Annotated in this window: 15 protein-coding genes; 5 read left to right on the top strand and 10 right to left on the bottom strand. The window is 46.2% G+C overall.

Features of this window, described 5'->3' with window-relative positions:
• Positions 1-127: 127 nt before the first annotated feature.
• The 3 genes from ruvC to JQC93_RS07020 form a co-directional block, all read right to left on the bottom strand.
• Entirely contained in the window at positions 128-649 is a 522-nt protein-coding gene (ruvC, locus tag JQC93_RS07010; protein ID WP_084887433.1) for a crossover junction endodeoxyribonuclease RuvC, read from the bottom strand.
• 90 nt (positions 650-739) lie between these two features.
• On the bottom strand, positions 740-2,518 hold the full coding sequence (gene aspS / locus JQC93_RS07015) for an aspartate--tRNA ligase (RefSeq protein ID WP_205157753.1): 1,779 nt from the start codon (positions 2,516-2,518) through the stop codon (positions 740-742).
• A gap of 186 nt (positions 2,519-2,704) precedes the next feature.
• Complete coding sequence (locus JQC93_RS07020) at positions 2,705-3,424, bottom strand: hypothetical protein (RefSeq protein WP_205157754.1); 720 nt, start codon at positions 3,422-3,424, stop codon at positions 2,705-2,707.
• A 245-nt stretch (positions 3,425-3,669) separates the two neighbouring features.
• Between JQC93_RS07020 and cmoA the strand changes: the two genes are divergently transcribed.
• On the top strand, positions 3,670-4,398 hold the full coding sequence (gene cmoA, locus JQC93_RS07025; RefSeq protein WP_205157755.1) for a carboxy-S-adenosyl-L-methionine synthase CmoA: 729 nt from the start codon (positions 3,670-3,672) through the stop codon (positions 4,396-4,398).
• A gap of 109 nt (positions 4,399-4,507) precedes the next feature.
• Here the strand turns inward: cmoA and torA are convergent, their stop codons facing one another.
• The 3 genes from torA to torE form a co-directional block, all read right to left on the bottom strand.
• Positions 4,508-6,967, bottom strand: a complete 2,460-nt coding sequence (torA, locus tag JQC93_RS07030) for a trimethylamine-N-oxide reductase TorA (protein WP_205157756.1) — start codon at positions 6,965-6,967, stop codon at positions 4,508-4,510.
• Between the two features lie 20 nt (positions 6,968-6,987).
• Positions 6,988-8,172, bottom strand: a complete 1,185-nt coding sequence (gene torC, locus JQC93_RS07035; protein ID WP_205157757.1) for a pentaheme c-type cytochrome TorC — start codon at positions 8,170-8,172, stop codon at positions 6,988-6,990.
• Between the two features lie 73 nt (positions 8,173-8,245).
• Positions 8,246-8,431: a trimethylamine N-oxide reductase system protein TorE gene (torE, locus tag JQC93_RS07040; RefSeq protein ID WP_205157758.1), complete on the bottom strand. Its 186-nt coding sequence runs from the start codon at positions 8,429-8,431 to the stop codon at positions 8,246-8,248.
• Between the two features lie 302 nt (positions 8,432-8,733).
• Between torE and JQC93_RS07045 the strand changes: the two genes are divergently transcribed.
• Both JQC93_RS07045 and JQC93_RS07050 read left to right on the top strand, forming a co-directional pair.
• Complete coding sequence (locus JQC93_RS07045; protein WP_205157759.1) at positions 8,734-8,973, top strand: TIGR02647 family protein; 240 nt, start codon at positions 8,734-8,736, stop codon at positions 8,971-8,973.
• Between the two features lie 6 nt (positions 8,974-8,979).
• Positions 8,980-9,834 (top strand): NAD-dependent epimerase/dehydratase family protein, encoded by an 855-nt coding sequence (locus tag JQC93_RS07050; protein ID WP_205157760.1) that lies wholly within the window; start codon positions 8,980-8,982, stop codon positions 9,832-9,834.
• 56 nt (positions 9,835-9,890) lie between these two features.
• On the opposite strand, the gene mukB is transcribed toward JQC93_RS07050, so the two are convergent.
• From mukB to cmoM, 4 genes are read right to left on the bottom strand one after another with little or no spacing between them, the layout of a single operon-like run.
• Positions 9,891-14,354 carry a chromosome partition protein MukB gene (mukB, locus tag JQC93_RS07055; RefSeq protein WP_205157761.1) on the bottom strand — a complete coding sequence of 1,488 codons (4,464 nt, stop codon included), beginning with the start codon at positions 14,352-14,354 and terminating at the stop codon, positions 9,891-9,893.
• The gene (gene mukE, locus JQC93_RS07060) at positions 14,351-15,079 is read right to left on the bottom strand and encodes a chromosome partition protein MukE (RefSeq protein ID WP_084887413.1); all 729 of its coding nucleotides are present in this window, start codon (positions 15,077-15,079) and stop codon (positions 14,351-14,353) included. The genes mukB and mukE overlap by 4 nt, the downstream gene beginning before the upstream one ends.
• Positions 15,060-16,397: a chromosome partition protein MukF gene (mukF, locus tag JQC93_RS07065; RefSeq protein ID WP_205157762.1), complete on the bottom strand. Its 1,338-nt coding sequence runs from the start codon at positions 16,395-16,397 to the stop codon at positions 15,060-15,062. The genes mukE and mukF overlap by 20 nt, the downstream gene beginning before the upstream one ends.
• A gap of 8 nt (positions 16,398-16,405) precedes the next feature.
• A complete protein-coding gene (cmoM, locus tag JQC93_RS07070) occupies positions 16,406-17,179 on the bottom strand; it encodes a tRNA uridine 5-oxyacetic acid(34) methyltransferase CmoM (protein ID WP_205158031.1) in 774 nt (257 codons plus the stop codon).
• A 120-nt stretch (positions 17,180-17,299) separates the two neighbouring features.
• Here cmoM and elyC point away from each other — a divergent pair, with 120 nt between their 5' ends.
• The gene (elyC, locus tag JQC93_RS07075) at positions 17,300-18,067 is read left to right on the top strand and encodes an envelope biogenesis factor ElyC (RefSeq protein WP_205157763.1); all 768 of its coding nucleotides are present in this window, start codon (positions 17,300-17,302) and stop codon (positions 18,065-18,067) included.
• Positions 18,068-18,171: 104 nt separating this feature from the next.
• Entirely contained in the window at positions 18,172-18,822 is a 651-nt protein-coding gene (gene torD, locus JQC93_RS07080; RefSeq protein ID WP_205157764.1) for a molecular chaperone TorD, read from the top strand.
• Positions 18,823-18,832: the final 10 nt, after the last annotated feature.

Genomic DNA, 18,832 nt, shown 5'->3' on the forward strand with positions numbered 1-18,832 from the left:
TCTTCACGCACATTTTGAGGTTAAAGTGACTTACTGCCTAAGTATTGTGCAAAGCTACGTGGCTTATTAATGTCAAATAGCAAGATATCAATACGCCAATACAATTTAGGAGTTGCAGCGAGTGCTATCAACGATAGCGCCCTTTTCTCGCGCTGCTCGCTTGTCCTGCAAGTGCCACCAGCGTTTTATTGGTATTGGCGTGACAAATTGCGACGCCGAGAGCGTCGGCAGCGTCAGCCTGTGGTTTTGCGGGCAGTTTAAGCATCTGTTGTACCATGTGCTGAACCTGCGTTTTGTCTGCAGCTCCGGTTCCTACAACTGCTTGCTTTATCAGCCTTGCCGCGTATTCATACACAGGTAAGTCGGCATTCACGGCCGCAACGATGGCGCTGCCTCGTGCTTGGCCAAGTTTAAGCGCCGAATCCGCGTTTCGCGACATAAACACTTGCTCTATCGCGAACACCTCTGGCTGAAACTGAGTAATGATTTCACTCACGCCTGCATAGATTTGCTTAAGACGTCCAGGGAGCTCTTTTTCAGACATTCGTATACAACCACTGCCTAAGTAGTGCAGATGTCTGCCTTGCTGCCTAATGACACCATATCCGGTAATTCGAGAGCCGGGATCAATGCCTAAAATAATACTCACTACGTTGGGTCACTCTAAGGGTTGTTCACTCAATTAAAACAAAAAACTCCCGTCAATGCGGGAGTTTTTGTTGGTTGCGTTAACGAGCGCTTATTCTGCGTCTTTCTTTTGTGCAGCAGTAACCGCTATCGCAAGCTCTTCCAATGCAGCAGGGTTAGCAACACTTGGCGCATCCGTCAGCAGACAGGCTGCAGCGGTTGTTTTAGGGAATGCGATCACGTCACGGATGTTGTCCGTACCGCACAGCAGCATCACCAAACGATCCAGACCAAACGCAAGACCTGCGTGAGGTGGCGTGCCGTATTTTAGTGCATCCAACAAGAAGCCAAATTTTTGCTGCTGCTCGTCCGCTTCAATGCCCAAAATATCAAACACTGTTGCTTGCATTTCAGCATTGTGAATACGAACAGAGCCGCCACCCACTTCATAACCATTCAATACCATGTCGTACGCGTTAGAATTTGCTGCGGCAGGGTTTGCTTTCAGCTCTTCTGGCGTTACGCCTAATGGAGAGGTAAATGGGTGGTGCATTGCGTGAAGATTACCTTCGTCGTCTTCTTCAAACATTGGGAAGTCCACAACCCAAAGCGGTGCCCATTTGCTTTCATCCGTCAGCTCTAGATCTTTACCAACTTTAAGACGAAGCGCGCCCATTGCTTCAGCAACGACATTTGCAGTATCGGCGCCAAACAAGATGATATCGCCAGTTTGAGCACCCGTGCGCTCCAAAATACCGTTAATGACCGTTTCGTTTAGGAACTTAGCCACTGGTGATTGAATACCTTCTAGACCTGCGTCCAGATCGTTCACCTTCATCCAAGCTAGGCCCTTAGCGCCGTAAATGTTGACGTACTCTGCATATCCATCGATTTGCTTACGCGTCAGTTTCGCACCACCTGGAACGCGAAGAACCGCAACACGGCCTTTCTCATTGTTAGCAGGGCCTGCAAACACTTTAAACTCGACATCTTTTACAAGATCAGCAACATCAACCAGCTCAAGCGGGTTACGTAAATCAGGCTTGTCTGAGCCAAAACGGCGAATCGCTTCGCTAAATGGCATTACCGGGAACTCACCAAGATCAACGTTTAGTAGCTCTTGCCACATTTCACGGATCATTTTTTCAGTAAGACCACGAACTTGGTCGGCGCTCATGAAAGAGGTTTCGATATCGATCTGAGTAAATTCTGGCTGACGATCAGCACGTAAATCTTCATCACGGAAGCATTTTACGATTTGGTAGTAGCGATCAAAACCAGACATCATTAGCAGCTGTTTAAACAACTGAGGCGACTGTGGCAATGCGTAGAAGCTGCCTTTGTGTACACGACTTGGTACTAGGTAATCACGTGCACCTTCTGGTGTCGCTTTGGTGAGTACTGGCGTTTCGATGTCTAGGAACGCGTTGTCATCCAAGAAGCGGCGAACAAAGCTTGATGCTTTGGCGCGCAACTTAATGCGATCGCTCATTTCAGGACGACGAAGATCGATGTAACGATACTTTAGGCGCTGCTCTTCAGTGTTAGTTTGGTTGAAATCCAGTGGCAATGCTTCGCTGCGGTTGATGATTTCTAAGCCGCTTGCCAAAATTTCTACTTCGCCTGTTGCCATATCTTTATTGATCTGGCTGTCTGGACGGGCACGAACTTCACCCGTTAGCTTAATGCAGAACTCGTTACGAAGTTGACTGGCCAATTCGTAAGCGCCAGTCATATCGGGATCCACTACTACCTGAACAATACCTTCGCGATCTCGCATATCAATGAAGATTAAGCCGCCTAAATCACGACGACGATTGACCCAACCGCACAACTCTACTGTTTGTCCTGCTAGGGACTTGTTCAGGTGACCACAATAATGGCTACGCATAGTGAATTCCCATTCTCAATTAGTGAAAAAAAACACTGCCAAATAACTGGCAGAAGAATGGTCTTTATACGCAAAAATGGAAAGAAAATCGACTAACTTAAATAGTTTTTATAGGGAAAACGCGTTTTCGTATACAAAAGCAGCGAAATGCAGAAAATCATGCATATTCGATTAGCTAGGTGGCGCTTAAACGCCGTGATACATTTTGCCCATCAACACAAAAATACCGGCACAAGCGAGATAGGGTGCTACATATTCAACCACCTTCCAAAAGCCTGGAAAGGTATTTTCTGCTGCTTTAGGTTGTTTTTGCTTTGTCTCAATGATTGTCACATCTGAAGCGTCTAAGTGAAGAGGTTCTTCTTCTGTCACTTGAGTCATTTTGGTAGCTTGGTAAGAAAAGTCATGGATCTCTTCATAGAGCTCTCCATAGCAGAAGTGCTCTTTTAACTTCGAGAGGGTGATTGTACGACCATTGAGCTTAAAGGTTACTTTGTTGCCGTTGGCGACATCCACTATTTTAGTCACACGATCATTATCAATGACTTTTTCTGTGCTCCAAGAGCGATCAGATTTATCGCGCTGAGGTAAATGTTCAGCGATGACTTCTGTACGTAGCGCGCCGCACAACTGATTAAGTTCAACTTGGTATACTGTGAGCTCGGGCAACGGTTTTGCAAAGAAAACTCGCAAAGCATCTAATGAGACTCGGCGTCCATTAAGGTAGTAGTTAGTTATGTACCCTTGACGATGCGGTCGACGGCGACGCGTCACGACATTCCCCATCACCACAATGCGATTATAAGGACTTGCGACAAAGTCTTCGAGAAAAACTTGATTGCGTGTAAGTACCGCGTCGGAGTGGCCAGAAATGGTATGGTTTTCAGATGATGTAATTTCTGTCATGGACACAACCGCGAATAGCAAACCTAAAGATTGAGATGATTAACTGAGTTGTCGGTCCGTGACAATTTGCTTCCTTAGCTCAATCATTCTAGCCATATAAAAAAAGGTAACCAACCATAAAAATTAATCAATATTAAGCACTTGATTAAAATAGGGGGCCTTTAGGTTAATTTATAAGCGAACCAATGTGACAATGACCGTGCTATCGCCTACAATCTCGCAGTTATTACTACACCTCCACCATTATGAAAAAAGATACGATATTTTCAGCACCCATCGATAAGATTGGTGATTTTACCTTTGACGCTCGCGTAGCCGAAGTCTTTCCAGATATGATCCAACGTTCTGTCCCTGGATACAGCAACATCATTTCGGCTATTGGTATGCTCGCAGAGCGCTTTGTTACACCAATCAGTAACGTGTACGATTTAGGCTGTTCACTGGGTGCGGCAACGCTATCGATTCGTCGACATATCGACTCTGTTGAAGGTGCGAAGATAATTGCAGTGGATAATTCTTCTGCCATGGTTGAACGATGCAAGCTCCACGTTGACGCTTATCGCTCACCCACGTCTGTAGAAGTTATCGAAGCTGACATTCGTAACATAGAGATCCACAACGCCTCTATGGTTGTGCTTAATTTTACTCTGCAGTTTTTGTCTCCAGACGATCGTTTTGCCCTACTAGAGAAAATTCATCAAGGCCTTAACCCTGGTGGCGTACTCATCGTGTCCGAGAAGTATGTGTTTGACGATAACCCGTCCCATGAACTGCTTATCGATTTACACCATGACTTTAAGCGTGCTAACGGATACAGCGAACTAGAAATTAGCCAAAAACGTTCCGCCATTGAGGATGTGATGCGTCCAGACTCAATTGCCCAGCACAAACAGCGTTTTGCAGAAATAGGCTTTAGTAGCGCAGAGGTTTGGTTCCAGTGTTTTAACTTTGGGTCGATGTTCGCTATCAAGTAAAAACATACCTGTACTAAGTAGCGCTAGATAAACGCTTCATTTTTTGCGTTTCCAGTAGATGCAAAAAAGCTTCGCCAAGGCGAAGCTTTTTCCGTTTTGTCCCTAGAGTTTACGATACTTCTATCGGCCCACCAAAGCTTGTGACCGGTGGCGCTTCACCCTTGAACTTCTCAAACTGCACCAAACAGGTGTTTGCCGATGTTGCTTGTGCCAGCTCAGACGACGGGATGTCTTGGGTCAGCGTATTGGGATCGCCGTAAGTATCCAGCGCCCCTATTTTCTCGTTCACAGGTCCATACCATGCGCCTTCTTCAATTCGTACTACACCAGGTGCGTAACCTTCATCTAACACGGCGCCCGCGAGTAATTGTCCACGGTCATTAAACACTCGGACTAGATCGCCATCTTTAATCCCTTTCGATTTTGCATCGCTTGGGTTGATGTAAATAGGCTCACGTCCTTGGACTGCATAGGTTGCACGATACTCTTCTGATTCACACATTTGTGAGTGCAGGCGCTTGTCTGGGTGACAAGACTGAAGCCAAAATGGGAACTTGTCGGAGCCAGGACCACCATGAGAGCGCTCTGATTTTTCAAACCACATAGGGTGTTCTTGGCAATGTTCGTATCCAAATCGTCCAATTTTACGACTGCTTATCTCGATAAAGCCTGATGGTGTGCCCAGCGCGTTAATTTCAGGATCTTCTCGGAACGCTGCATGGCGCGTCCACGGTTTGCCTTTTCCAAAGTCTAAGTGCCCTTTCTCCCAAAACTCTTCAAACTCGGGCATATCAAAGTTTGGGTTGCCTGCTTTACAGTCGTCATAGAGTGATTTAACCCACTCCATTTCACCCATTCCACGTGTGTAGTCCTTATCGCGACCCCAGCGTTTTGTAAGCTCAGTCATTATCTCGAAATCCGTTTTCGACTGAAACAATGGGTCCACAAGCTTGTGCATGGCAATGAGTCCGCGGCCAGAGTAAGCACCGTATCCATCAATATCGTTACGTTCAAACTGCGTACACGCAGGCAATACGATATCAGCGTGACGACAGGTCGCTGTCCAAGCGAAATCGATGGCGACAACGGTTTGCAGTTTCTTAAATGCTTCACGCATGCGGTTTCTGTCTTGGTGGTGGTGCCAAGGGTTGTTGCCGCTGAAAACCATCATCTTGATATCGGGTAACGTGACTTTAGAACCATTGGATTGGATCTGCTTTCCTGGCTCCAGCAACGAATCGACCCATCGAGCAACAGGTATGACGCTGCTGTATCGGTCAAAGTTTTTATTGGTATGCTTAGGCTCTTGCCCAGTATCGATGTTTAGTGGAAAGGCACCTGGCGCGCCAAAACCCGTTGAAGATACCCCAATCCCTGAATAGTGGTGGCCGTAAGAGACGCCGCCTCCTGGAAGACCAATTTGACCAACCATCGCGGCAATAACGGCGCCCATCCAATAGGGCTGTTCGCCGTGCTCTTGTCTTTGAATACACCAACCAAACAGTAACTGAGTACGCCCATTAACCAACATGCGAGCAAAATCGCGAATTTTATCTGGCGCGACACCGCAGATCTCCGACGCCCACTCTGGCGTTTTCTCCACTTTATCTTTGGTTTCACCCATAAGATAAGGCACAAACGCGTCAAAGCCTAAGCAGTAGGTTTCTATAAACTCTTTGTCGTGCAGATCCTCTGTATACAAAGTATGCGCAATGGCCAGCATAAATGACACATCAGTTTGCGGGTTCACATACAAGTGCTCGTTCTCAAGGAAGCGTTGAGTTTTATTTTTAACGGGATCAACTGAAATAACGTTGATCTTTTTCTCTGCCACTTTTTGTTTTAGTTGCTCTAAATACTCAAAACTTTCGTGCGTTTCACAGGTCCAGCCTACTTGTAGATTTTTAACCGGATCGTTTGCCCAAATGATGATGTTGTCACTGTTCTCTAGGATCAACTCCCACGAAGTACCTTGTGCATAAACCTCCGTAGAGCCTAGTACATAAGGCAAAATCGTCTGCCCTGCGCCGGTTGAATAATCGCCAACTTTTTTGACAGAATACCCGTGTAGGCCAACAGCTCGTTGCATATGGTTATTACAGCTGTGGAACTGACCGGTTTGACGCCAACCTGTTTGTCCAGCATGCAGCGCCCAAGGGCCATAGTCTTTTTGAACCCTTTCTAGCTCTCTGTAAAATAGGTCTAACGCCTCATCCCAGGTGACGCGCACAAAACGATTGTTCCCGCGACTGTCCGCGGCGTATTTGTGCTTTTTAAGCCAGTCTAAACGCACCATCGGATAACGAATGCGCGAAGGGCTGTAAATTATGCCTTTAATACCATTGAGCATGTCTGTTGGGTGCTTATCCAACTCTAATGGTTTAATTTCTTGTACTTTACCGGCCCAAACACGGGCACGAAATGCACCCCAGTGAGATCCTGACGTTTTCCATACGCCGTCGGTTACGCTAGTCTCGGCTAACGCAGACCCAATTAAACTTGGGCCAATCAGCGTGGCGGCACTGGTTGTTGCTACACCTTTCAGAAAGCTTCTTCTACTTAGTGACATCGTTTTACTCCCATCAAGATCTAGTGGTGGTCATCTGAAAAGTCAGATGAATGTTTCTGAAGGTATTTCAGTACCAATGCTTCGGTATCGGTATCAAAATTCACGAATGCGGACATACCATTAAACATCCCTGGCCAACTGTTAGTGCTAAAGTGCGCGGGTGCAGGTTGGGTGTGACAGGTTGAGCAGTTGGTTTTGTAAGATTCGCCAGCTCGGTCCCAAATAGGTTGATAGCCTTCTATTAGCGCTTCTGCTTTTAGGTACACTGTCGCGGTCACGCGCTGCCAAGGAAGACCCGTTAGATCATCTTCTTTTTCCTCGAAGCCTTCAACAATTTGATCGTTTTCAGCAGATTCTTTAAGCAAAGAACCGACGGCAATGTTCATACCAAAATCTTCTTGGAATACTCGTCCAAAGCCTTTTAGTTTACGCCACCCTGCTAGTTCAATTTTCAGTGAATCACCATCCACTTCCAATACTTTGACTTCGGATGCTGGGTTGAGCAGCCCCGCTTCCTTAGTAAGACCCGCGTCTTCATACATTGGAACATGGCGCACCGATACATAGCTGTTTCCGGCACTGTAAGAGGTGGCACTTGCAATTTGTTCTAGCTCACCCACGATCCCGCTCGCAGCTTCCATGTTTGCTGGCAACTTGTGAGCAATGCCTTTATGACAATCTACACAACTTTGATCGCGCTCAGCGGCACTTTTCATTTGTAAGCGGGCTGTTGGCCTCATTGACTCAAAGTCCATTGAGTCGTAGTTGTGACAGTTTTTACACTCTAACGATCCGTTCGAAGAGAATCGGTCCCATTCGTGCATTGCGAGGTCTAATCGTCGTGCTTCAAATTTTTCAGGGGTATCAAGATCACCGAAAATTTGCGCAAATACTTCTTTAGATGCTTGGATTTTACGGGCCACTTTTGCAGTCCATTCATGAGGGACGTGGCAGTCGGGACAAGTAGCGCGTACACCGGAGGTATTTTTCCAGTGTGGTGTGTGCTGCAATTCTTGGTACACATTGTCTCGCATGGTATGACAACTTACACAAAACTTTTCGGTATTGCTGAGTTCCATTGCGGTGTTAAACCCACCCCAGAACAGCACCCCAGCGATAAAGCCACCAAGCGTTAGCACGCCTAAGCTAATATGCACTGCTGGGCGTCTCATAGTTGCCCAAAGTTTCTTAATAAGAGCTAGCATAGTATTTCGATCTCACATCAATATGGTTGTACGCTGGCAAGACATCCAACGTGTTGAAGTTAAAAACTGACATTTACCCCAGAGGGCCGTGCGCCCCTGGTGGACCGTAAACAAAAACTTGCAGCATCCAAATTACAAAGCCGTAGCCGCCAACGAGGACAACGCTAAGTATTGGAAACAGGACAACGGCGATAAAAAAGAAAGCCCGCCATTCTAATGACTTTGTCTCGGCTGGAGAGACGTGCTCAGATTTGCTCATAGCTTGCTGTAACCTACAGTTAGAGTGTGTAACAAAACGTAAAGTGTAATTTTAGTTTATGCTGTCAAAAAGACGAAACAAAATGTGGCACATTCTTTCCACATGGATGTTTTGTAACCCATTTAATCTGTTTACAGTTAATCTAAACGTGGAAATAATTTTCCATTGAGCAACTTATCCACAATTTATGTGGATAACCGTTTTCATAAGTTTGTATTAGTGAGTTATTGTGACTCGCTCCACTGATTTCAGACCAATAAAACAGTACTGTCAGCGAAGTATTTACAAAAAGGAAAACCACTATGAAATATACACCTGAGCATTTAGCAGAGCTTAATCTACTGCGCCAATTTGACGTAAGCAGCGCTGCCACAGGGATTAAAGTGCATTCAGACGCTGCACAAGAGTTGCAAAGCGCCGCAAAAAGCCTTTTTGAGAAAGGGCTATGTACCCAAATTGATGGTGGTTACTTGACCGACGAAGGGATCGAAGTTGCAGAACATGCTGATAAAGTATTGCGCGTGCTGAGTACAAAAATCTAAAGATCTATGTCTAAAGTACTAGTTATAGGTGCAGGTTGGTTAGGGGATCCTCTGGCCAATCATTTCGCCGCACTTGGCCAGCAAGTCCTAGCCACCCATCGTTCGCGTCCCCCTTCTACTGCTCATTCAATACCTCTAAACTTACTGGAAGATCTCCCTGCTGAGGCATTACAAAGCGTTGCAAGCTTTAACCCTGACGTCATTGTTGGATGCTTTCCTCCAGGGTACAGGCATTTATCCGCTGACGATAAAGACCTAAACCCGTACATGGAGTGTTGGAAGAAGGTTTTAGTATTAGCAAAGCAGTGCCATAACCCAATAGTGGTGATGGTGAGCTCAAGCGCTGTTTACCCCGACTGTCTTGATGTCGCCACTGAACAAGATGCCAATGTGCACACGGCAACAGGTGTGAATGGGTTTTCTGACAAGTCGATGAAACTGCTCGCAACAGAGCAGCTAATTATTGAATCCTCTTACCGCTACTTAATTTTACGAAGTACTGGCCTTATAGGTCCCAATCGTCATCCATCGCGTTTTGTGGCTAAACTATCCACTGTGAGCCAAGCTGCGCCAGTGAACATGGTGCATTTAAACGATGTGATTGGTGCAATCACACATTGCATCAATTGGCTAACCACGCATCCCCATAGGCGCGGCGAAACAATAAACATCACCACCCCGAACACCTGTTCTAAAGCAGAGTTCTATCAGGCTGCGGTTGATGCTGCGGACATCGACCTACCGCTACCCACTGTATCCAACAAACCGGCCAAACGAGTCAGCGCCGGTAAACTCCTATCTATCGGATATCATTTTGAGTTTGAGCATGTTCTAGACGCGCTAAACGCCATCAAAGCGTGAGATACAAAAAAAGGCTGAAGAAATAATCTTCAGCCCTTTTATTACTTTCAAAACCTTTAAACTGGGTCTGCCACATTTTCCTCTTCAGGAAGATGGGAGCTATCCCCAATTTGCGCAAAGCCCTTTAGACCCACCACATGAACATGTTCGTGATCTTTAAATACTTTTCGCACCAGTTTGTAGGTTGTGCCTTTATCAGGGCTGATGTTCTCTGGCGCCGCAATCAATAGCTGCATATTGAGGCGGTGACACAACTCAAATAATGTCGCAATGGATTTGGCATCCAATCGAGCCGCTTCATCTAAGAACAGCAAACGACATGGCAAAATATCTTTACTGCGCAGTCGGCGAGACTCTTCTTCCCAGCTCTGAACGACCATCAATAGAATCGATTGACCTGTACCAATGGCTTCACCCGTTGACAAGGCGCCAGATTCGGCCTGTAGCCACCCGTCGGTACCACGATTAACTTCGACACTGAGCTCTAGATAGTTACGGTAGTCTAATAGTTCTTCACCCAACACCTGTGGAGAACGTTGACCTACATCCACATGCGGATTGACGCGTTGGAACAGCTTAGCCATCGCTTCAGAGAAGGTGAACCGAGCATTTTCAAACAGATCACTATGAAGGTTCTCGCTATCGTACAACCCCTTTAGCAAAGATTGATGCGACTCTCGAATCGACACATTCAATCGAACACCTTTAACTTGCCCAAAGGCAATGTTCGACAAGCCTTGGTTTAGCATTCGAATGCGATTTTGCTCGCGTTGAATGGTCTTTTTAATGATGGTTGCCACCGACTCTGAACTGATCGCCAAGCGCTGCTCACGCTGGTTAAGTTCTTCGGTTAGGCGGGCAAGTTCGATCTCCATCTCTTCAATGGCTTCAACAGGATCATCGGTATGGATAATGTCCTGACGGATACGTTGGCGTAGATACTGATACACGCTGATGTAAAACAACACTTTACGTTCAGGATGGCCCGTATCTTCGGACGCACGTAACGAATCTCTTAGGTCATCTTCGTTCGCTACTGCCAAACGCAGGGCACCCAATGATTTATCAGACATCGAGCGCAAGTCTGCTTCAGATAAATAAGCCAACTCACGTTTGTGTAAGCGGCGTTCTACATCGTGCTGTTTGGCCAGTTTAAGCACACTGCACCACCCGGCTTTTGCATTCACAACGTAAGTGCGCAATTGCTGATAGTCGGCTTGAGCTTTCTTCAATGATTTCACCAAAGATTTCAACTCTAGCTCTGTGGCTGTCGATGTACGCTCTAGTTCGCTCTTGCGTTGTCGGTAAGTGGTTAACTGCTCTGCCAACTGGTGCTTACGCGATTCGGCTTGGGTCAAACTGTGTTCATCAACCACAATGCCAATATGCGCAATTTCTTGTTTAAACTCTTGCAGGGTTTCTTGCTTCGCTTGATGAGCACTTTTCAGTGATGCCAAGATTTGGTTCGACTCTGAACAGCGCTGCTGCTGCTGTTTTTGTCCTTCACGAGCTTGAGAGCGATTATGCTCTGCTTGCGCCAATTTTCGCTTGAGCTGCTCACTCATTTCACTTTCTTTGTCTAGAAGCTCTACTGAGTCTGAATAGCCAAAGTGCGCGCGGCGCTCCAAAATATCGGATAACGCAAACAGCACGCTTTTGGTTTTTTTCAACTCACTGTCTAGCGAATTGGCAAGTGTTTGTTGTTCGTCAAACAGTTCGGGATCAACGCTTAATGAGCCCACCAGTGGTTTGAGTTTGCTAATGGATAGTCCATGCGTCTCTACAAACCGAATCTGTTCGCTCACAGTCTGTAACTGTTCGGCTATTTCTTGCTCGCGCTGTGCGAGAAGCGCTCGGTCTTCACTGTCAAAAATAGGGGCAAGTTGGTCTAGCAATCTAACTACTTGAGAAGCTCGCTCTATAGCACCTTTGCAGTTTGATTGAACAGTGCTTTGCTCTTCGAGTCGACGCTGCACGGTATTAAGCTCTCGATTTAACTCCATAATCGCTTGCTCAGGGTCGTCTTCAAACGCGACTTGAACATGCTCGGCCACAAATTGATTAAAGCTTGCACATAGACGCTGGTATTTCTGCTCATCAAACGAGGCGATTGCGTGAGCTTCTTGCACTTGCTCACGCTCGTCACGAAGCTGCTCTAATCGCGCATCACGAGCTGCTCGACCAAATATTGGAATGGCCGGGAAACGAGAATAGCGCAATTGTGAAGAAGCGACTTGAACACACACTGCACCTTCCAACTCTTCGACCGCAAAACCGCTGTCATCAAAGGCATCAACATCACCTTCTAGCAGGTATACATCGTCAGGACAGTCATCAAACTCTTGCAGCTTCTCTGCAATACCGTCTAAGTTGGAGACGACAATGGCATTTCGTGCAGGACCATACATCGCGCTGAAATACGGAGCATCTTCAATGGCAATATCGTCATAGATTTCAGACAGTAAAACGCCACCGACAGAATCTGCAATTTGCTTTAACCTTGCATCGTTGGCACCACCTGCCGCGCCTAGCTGTTCAATTGAGGTATCCAATTGTGTACGGCGCGCTTGAAGCGTTAACTTAGATTGAGCATTGTCTTGCTGCTGTTCCATCGCCCATTGCATGGTTTGCATGACGGCGTTGGCATCGGCCATCGGTGTCTCAATTTGCTGATTGAGTGAATACAGAGCATCGTTTGCTTGGATCCATTTTGGTGCCAAGGATTGATATCGCTTAACCTCAGCTTGCAGTGTTTGGCGTTTTTGCTCGAGTTCTGCCCGCTCTTCACGGGCCGATTCTAACTGCTCTTCTGCCGAATACTGCACTTCTCGTTGCTGCTCTTTTTCCAACTCCAAATCCGACGATTGCGAAATCTGAAGTTGATACTCTTTGGCGAGTTTCTCAAGCAACTGCTGCGCTTTGTTTGCCGTTGCTATGCGCTGTAAAACATCTTTTTGCTGAGACTGCCAATGCGAGCGTTGACTCAGCGCCGTCTGTCCGTCTTGGGCTTTTTGTAATAGTTGATTCGCCACTTCGTGAGCGTCGATTCGGGCGGTATTTGGTGCAATGCTATTGACTAGCTCAAATGCCTGTTCAAATTGTTGCTGCGCAGCTTGGCTAATGTCGAGCTTATGTCTCACCGCCAACAACTGCTCAGTAACTTGTGCTTCTTGGTCTTTGTATTGTTTTGAAAGCTCAGTAACCTCGTCTAAGTCCAAGAGGTCACGCTCGAGCAAATCACTGGCTTTATTTAACGCCTCTATGGCCTGTTGAAACTGCAGAGCACGAGTTTGCTGGATATCGAGAGCTTGTTGATAATCAGCAAGTTGCGTTTTTAGCGAGTCGACTTCGCTTTCACTCAGTTCAAGCTGCTCTTCCTGAGAGTAAAGAAGCTCTTGCGCTTCTTCAACAACCATCATCTGCTCTTCTAAACGCTCGCTGAGCTCTTCGAGATCATCTTGATAACGATGTATCTTTTCTTGTTGGCGAAGCGCGGTTTGCATCAATTGCAAGTGGTCACTGGCAGACTGAAGATCTTGCTCTATAAAACGCTCTTGCTCAGCCATGTCGCTGAGCTCTTGAGTGACCTTATTCAACAAATCGTTTCGGCTGATCAAATCACCCTTTTGAGACATCACAGCTTGACGATGTATAAGCACCTGTTCAATTTTCTGCGAACGCTCATTAGCATGGCGCATGTAGTCCGCCGCTACATAATTAGTAGATTCTGTCAGTAGATGTTTGAACAGATCTCGATCTCGCTGGGTTGTATTGATCGCTTCTAGCGTGGCTCGGTTTTCCCGCAGCGCTGTTTCCATGTCTTGGAACGCTTTTTTAACCCCACCATTTTGCGGCAACAAATAGTCGCGCAAAGAACGCGTAATCGCGCTTGAAATACCACCGTATAAAGAGGCTTCGATGAGCTTGTAGTACTTTGAGCGATCGCTACTGTTGCGAAGCTTTTTGGGCAATGCGCCCAACTCAAACATTTGCGCATGGTAATCCACAATAGAGTTAAAGGCTTTAAATTGCACACCTTCAATATTCGCAACAAACTCTTTTAATTCATTAAGTTGACGCACTCGAGCCTGACCGTTTTCTAGGGTCTCGGTTAATAACTCGGCAGGTTTGATAGCACTTGGCAATCCTTGAATAAGCAGCGGTTTGATGTCGACCTTTTTATCGCGCCCAGCAACTTGCTGCAGTTTTACCACAAAAAGCAGACGCTGATTGCGCGAGTTGATCACTTCAAGGACCGAATAACAGACACCAGGCTGCAATTTACCGTAGAGGCCTTTGTCACGAGACGCGCTAGAACTGCCTGCCTCTGTGGTGTTTCTAAAGTGGAGCAGTGACTGATCGGGAATGAGCGCTGTAATAAATGACGCCATTGTGGTGGATTTACCCGCCCCGTTACCACCGGAAAGTGTGGTGACTAAGTTGTCAATATCAAAGGTACGAGCAAAAAATCCGTTCCAATTGATCATGGTTAGCGATTGATATTTACCGCGCTCAATCATGCTTCACCTTCCAGCTGCTGTTGATGTGTTTCTGTGTCATGGTTTATTTCGGTCTGCTCGTCCAGTAACGATGCCTGTCTGTGCTTTGGCTCAACAACGGCTTCACCATCTCGGATCAGGCGCAGTTGTGCTTCTTTAATGTCTTCACCAGAGCGAACATCCGCGCCAAAGCGGAAGCAAGCTTCACTGATACTAAACTTGTTGGTATCGCCAATAGGCAGTAGCATGCCTACACGCTTGAGTCGGCGAAGAGAGCCGCGCACTTTTTCAAACAGTTTTTCGCGATCTAAGTCGGTCCCTGTGGCCTTTAAGCCAACAAAGCGCATTAGCCTTTTCTCGTCAGCTATAGCGAGAAGTTCATCATAAAGATCTTGGTTACTGAATACGCCTTCTTGAGCAAGCCTTTCTGGGCTTAAATACAAGAAACACAATACCTTACCAATCAACATATCCAGTTCAGACATGACGCTTTTACCAATCAAACTGGTTGAACGAGGTCGTAAATAGAAAAAACCTTCTGGCGCGCGAACCAACTCACAGTTGTAGCGTCGATAAAAGGTGCCTAAGTCAATTTCGTAGTCTGACAGCAGCGCGTAATTGTCGAGGTCATCCCTTGAGATATGACGACCCGCACGAAGGGCACTGTCGAGGGCTGGAAATAGAGAGTTTGCCAGCGCTTTGGCTAAGTTTTCAGTTAGCGCTGATTCAGAATTTGTTGATAACATTTGCTTGTACCTTTGCGCCTCGATTGTTTATAGATTGCCATTCAGGTTGGATCGCCGCGTAGTCAGACTCTGAGAATCCGAGTCGTACGGCCTGATCGACCACCATTCTGGCGATATCGAAATGTTGCGCGTGGGGATGTTCAGCCAGGTAATCTTTTAAAACCTGACCAAGATCGATGGAACGGTGTTGATGCTGATGTGCACTCAACTTGTTAGAGATGGCTGTATACAGCTGATCGTTCACTTGACTGTATTCTTGATACTCTACTTCAAGAGGTACCATACCTGTCACCTCTTGATCGCGAAGTACCATAGACTCGTCACGGAGATCGAGCAGCTTTTCAGCGTCTGCCACAACCAATTGCCACGGCAGAGATTCAAAATTTTGTATAGATTCACGCAGTCGTTGACTGAACGCGCGATTCTTATCCATATCGATAACCGTACGAATGTATTTATGAATGTGCCTATCGTAGCCAATCCATAAATCAATCGCCTGCTGGCCCCAGTTTACTATGCGATCCAACTTAGTTTGTAATCCAAACAGTAGGTTACCAATATAATCCAGTTCATCTTGTGCATAGACCGCGTCTTGCAAGTCCATGAGGTAGGTTTGCAACTCATCACCCACAGCATGCAACGAAGACTGCAATTCGTTGAGGTTGTCGGATGTTTCGGTGAGCAGTTTTTCACACTCAGAAATGGCTTCGCGCCAATCAATATTAAGCAGTTCGGCAATTTTGTTTTTAACTTCGCCTTGCTGTTCATCCATGACTCGCTGATTGAGATCTATTTGGTCAAATATTTCGTTGACCGAATACTTCAAAATGGCGTACACCTCTTTTCGCCAGTCTTCTTCAGTCACCGCTTGGACTGCATTGTCTGCGGCCTTTTTTAGCTCAGCAGAGACTAAAGAGAGCTGGATAGACAGCTTAAGCTTAGAAAAAGCCCGATGACGCAGGTAGTAGTCGGTGATGCCCACAGCAAGAGGCGACAGTCGATAGATTGCCGCTCCTTCTGAATGTTCACTGGTAAAACGACTAATGAGGCGCTGCTTCACCATGTCGTTAATGGCATTGTTCGCTCGAAAAGCGCTGGATTCGCCGGTATCGCTAAAACGGTCACTGACCAATTTGAAGGCATCGTGTAACTCACCTTCTCCTAACTCTTCATCGAGTTTTTCTTGGCTAAGCAGCGCGATAGCGATCAAAAAGCTCAGCTTCTCTGGTGTAAGATTGACGGAAAAGTCATGCTGCTGCACCCAATCCACCACACCTTCTAGCGAGTGATCATCCGCTGAATCTAAATGATGACTCATTTTAGTTCCTATTGTTTCTTTGCCCACACGTGGATATAGCGTCCCATCGAGACATACGGCTCTTTACGACACAATTGTTGCTCTAGCTCGAGTACGTCATCATCGGTGTAATCACCGAGGTACTCACGATCGCCAATGTAGTCACTAAAGCAACGTATCCCAGATTTACCGAGAATGCTGAAGCCTTGTGACTCGATCCATTGATAGACTTCTTCAGGAAGCAGCCCACGTTGTGGTTGTAATTTAAATCGTTTGCGATGTGGCATTCCTTTCAAAACATGAGGCAGGTTGCCACACACAACATTTTTGTACACTAAGCCGTGATGATTATAAAACATGACAGACACGATCCCACCAGTCACTACCTCCGAGAGCAAAGACTTTAGCGCAGTTTCCGGATCAGCAAGCCATTCCATCACAGCATGGAACAACACGATGTCAGATTTGGGTAAAGACAACTGCGAAAGTTGTTGTACAGAAGTGTGTAAATACTGGTACTGTTTATCCAATCCGTTAGCGTGTATATCCTTTTTGGCTAAAGAGAGCATCTCTTGCGACACATCACATAAGGAGACATTATGACCCTGCTTTGCCAGTTTTTGAGACATCTGCGCTAGCCCGCCTCCTGCATCTAAGATATTCAGAGTAGAGGAAGGGAAATGTGTGAGAATATCGCACAAATCTTGCCACAGTATGACTTGACGAATATCGCCTTTTTCAGAACCGTAAATATTTTTAGCAAATTTGTGGGCGATATCGTCGAAATTGCGATCGTGACTCACCATTTTTAGAGTATGATGTTCCAAAAATTAAGTTGAGCCTATTGTGGCACATTCATTGGGCGAGAAAAAAGGAAATCCTCGTTTTTGTAACTAACTGAGCAATTTTCGGACTGCATTAGAATGTTTGAAGCAAAAAAAATAATATCTTCACTGTTGATGCCACTGCCAGCCTTGTTAATCCTTGGGTTTATTGGCTTGGCGCTGATCATGTTTACTCGCCGACGTCGATTCGGTTGCATGGTCATTTTCACTGCATTAGCAGGGTTATTCAGCGTCTCTTACTACCCTGTATCGTCTTCTTTATTGATGCCTATGGAGCGTCAACACACGTCGTTTACCGGCTCTGCCGACAGTATCGATTACATCATGGTATTAGGACACTCTCATGTAGTGGACAATTCCATTAGCCCTGTATCTGAGTTATCTCGTACTGCATTAATGCGCTTAGCTGAAGGTATCTCCATACATCGTCTTTACCCAGGTTCAAAACTGATTTTATCGGGCTATTCTGGTGGGACAGATACAAGCCATGCTCGTATGATGGCCAAAGTCGCAATTGCATTGGGTGTGTCTAAGTCGGACATCGTGCTGTTAGAATCTGCCCAAGATACTGCAGAGGAAGCACAGCAAGCTGCCGGTTTCGTTCGTCAAAAAAGTTTGGTGTTGGTGACTTCTGCAAGCCATATGCAGCGATCCTTAATCGAGTTTGAACGTGTCGGTTTAGACCCTATACCGGCCCCGACCAATTTTATGGCACAGCGTGACATTGAGCAGCCATGGTCAAAATACACTCCCCGCGCCAGTTACCTAGAGCAAACCGAGCTCTATTGGCACGAGAAGCTTGGCCAGTGGTGGCACTGGATGAAAGAAACTGTCAGCAACCAGTGATCGTTTGCAGCACGCAAAATCCTTTTAATCAGTATTCCGTGCTTTATGTTTTGACGGTTTCAGTTACACTTTAGCTATGCAAAACAGATTAACGGATTGAAAAGGTGCAAGAAGTTAAAGCGTTTAACGAGCAACGCGCAGAAATTTATTGGTGGCTGTCGAGCCTTTTGAGTCAAGAGTTGGCACAATGCGAACTCGACAACTACCATACGCCAGAAATACGGTCATTTTTAACCGGTCTTGCACAAAACCCCGCGTTAAAGCAAGCTGTAGACGAAATGATCACGGCGCTCAATCGTTTAAAAGATAGAAATGATGCTCAACTGGAACTTGCCGCCGATTTTTGTCAAGCCTTTCTAGCCACAGATAAAAGTAGCGCCTTACCTTATGCGTCAGTGTATCTAACTGAAAACAAACAGTTACATGGCGAACCCGCACAAAAAATGGCCGCACTGTTGGCCGAGCATAATGTCAGTATCGGACAAAACTTCAATGAGCCCGCCGATCACATCGCAATCCAACTCGACTTTTTAGGGCACTTGATCATTAAAAGTAATGAATTGGAAAAAGAGGCTCATTTAGAAGATGCCTTTGTGCAACAGGCTGAGTTTCTCGATCACCATGTGCTAAGTTGGGTACCTCAATTTTCGGAGAAATGCCGCCAAGTCGATGAGTTTGGGTTCTATGCTGCGGTTTGCGAGCTCGTGGTTCGTTTCTGTGAATTGGACCTACAATATCTTGCTAAACCGCAATGACATTTAGCCT

This window comes from Vibrio ulleungensis (assembly GCF_016900875.1).
In the GTDB taxonomy this organism is placed as follows: Bacteria; Pseudomonadota; Gammaproteobacteria; order Enterobacterales; family Vibrionaceae; genus Vibrio; species Vibrio ulleungensis.

Excerpts from the sequence above, each read along its gene's own strand:
- aspS (WP_205157753.1), bottom strand. The coding sequence starts at position 2,518 with ATGCGTAGCCATTATTGTGGTCACCTGAACAAGTCCCTAGCAGGACAA.
- JQC93_RS07020 (WP_205157754.1), bottom strand. The coding sequence starts at position 3,424 with ATGACAGAAATTACATCATCTGAAAACCATACCATTTCTGGCCACTCC.
- cmoA (WP_205157755.1), top strand. The coding sequence starts at position 3,670 with ATGAAAAAAGATACGATATTTTCAGCACCCATCGATAAGATTGGTGAT.
- torA (WP_205157756.1), bottom strand. The coding sequence starts at position 6,967 with ATGTCACTAAGTAGAAGAAGCTTTCTGAAAGGTGTAGCAACAACCAGT.
- torC (WP_205157757.1), bottom strand. The coding sequence starts at position 8,172 with ATGCTAGCTCTTATTAAGAAACTTTGGGCAACTATGAGACGCCCAGCA.
- torE (WP_205157758.1), bottom strand. The coding sequence starts at position 8,431 with ATGAGCAAATCTGAGCACGTCTCTCCAGCCGAGACAAAGTCATTAGAA.
- JQC93_RS07045 (WP_205157759.1), top strand. The coding sequence starts at position 8,734 with ATGAAATATACACCTGAGCATTTAGCAGAGCTTAATCTACTGCGCCAA.
- JQC93_RS07050 (WP_205157760.1), top strand. The coding sequence starts at position 8,980 with ATGTCTAAAGTACTAGTTATAGGTGCAGGTTGGTTAGGGGATCCTCTG.
- mukB (WP_205157761.1), bottom strand. The coding sequence starts at position 14,354 with ATGATTGAGCGCGGTAAATATCAATCGCTAACCATGATCAATTGGAAC.
- mukE (WP_084887413.1), bottom strand. The coding sequence starts at position 15,079 with ATGTTATCAACAAATTCTGAATCAGCGCTAACTGAAAACTTAGCCAAA.
- mukF (WP_205157762.1), bottom strand. The coding sequence starts at position 16,397 with ATGAGTCATCATTTAGATTCAGCGGATGATCACTCGCTAGAAGGTGTG.
- elyC (WP_205157763.1), top strand. The coding sequence starts at position 17,300 with ATGTTTGAAGCAAAAAAAATAATATCTTCACTGTTGATGCCACTGCCA.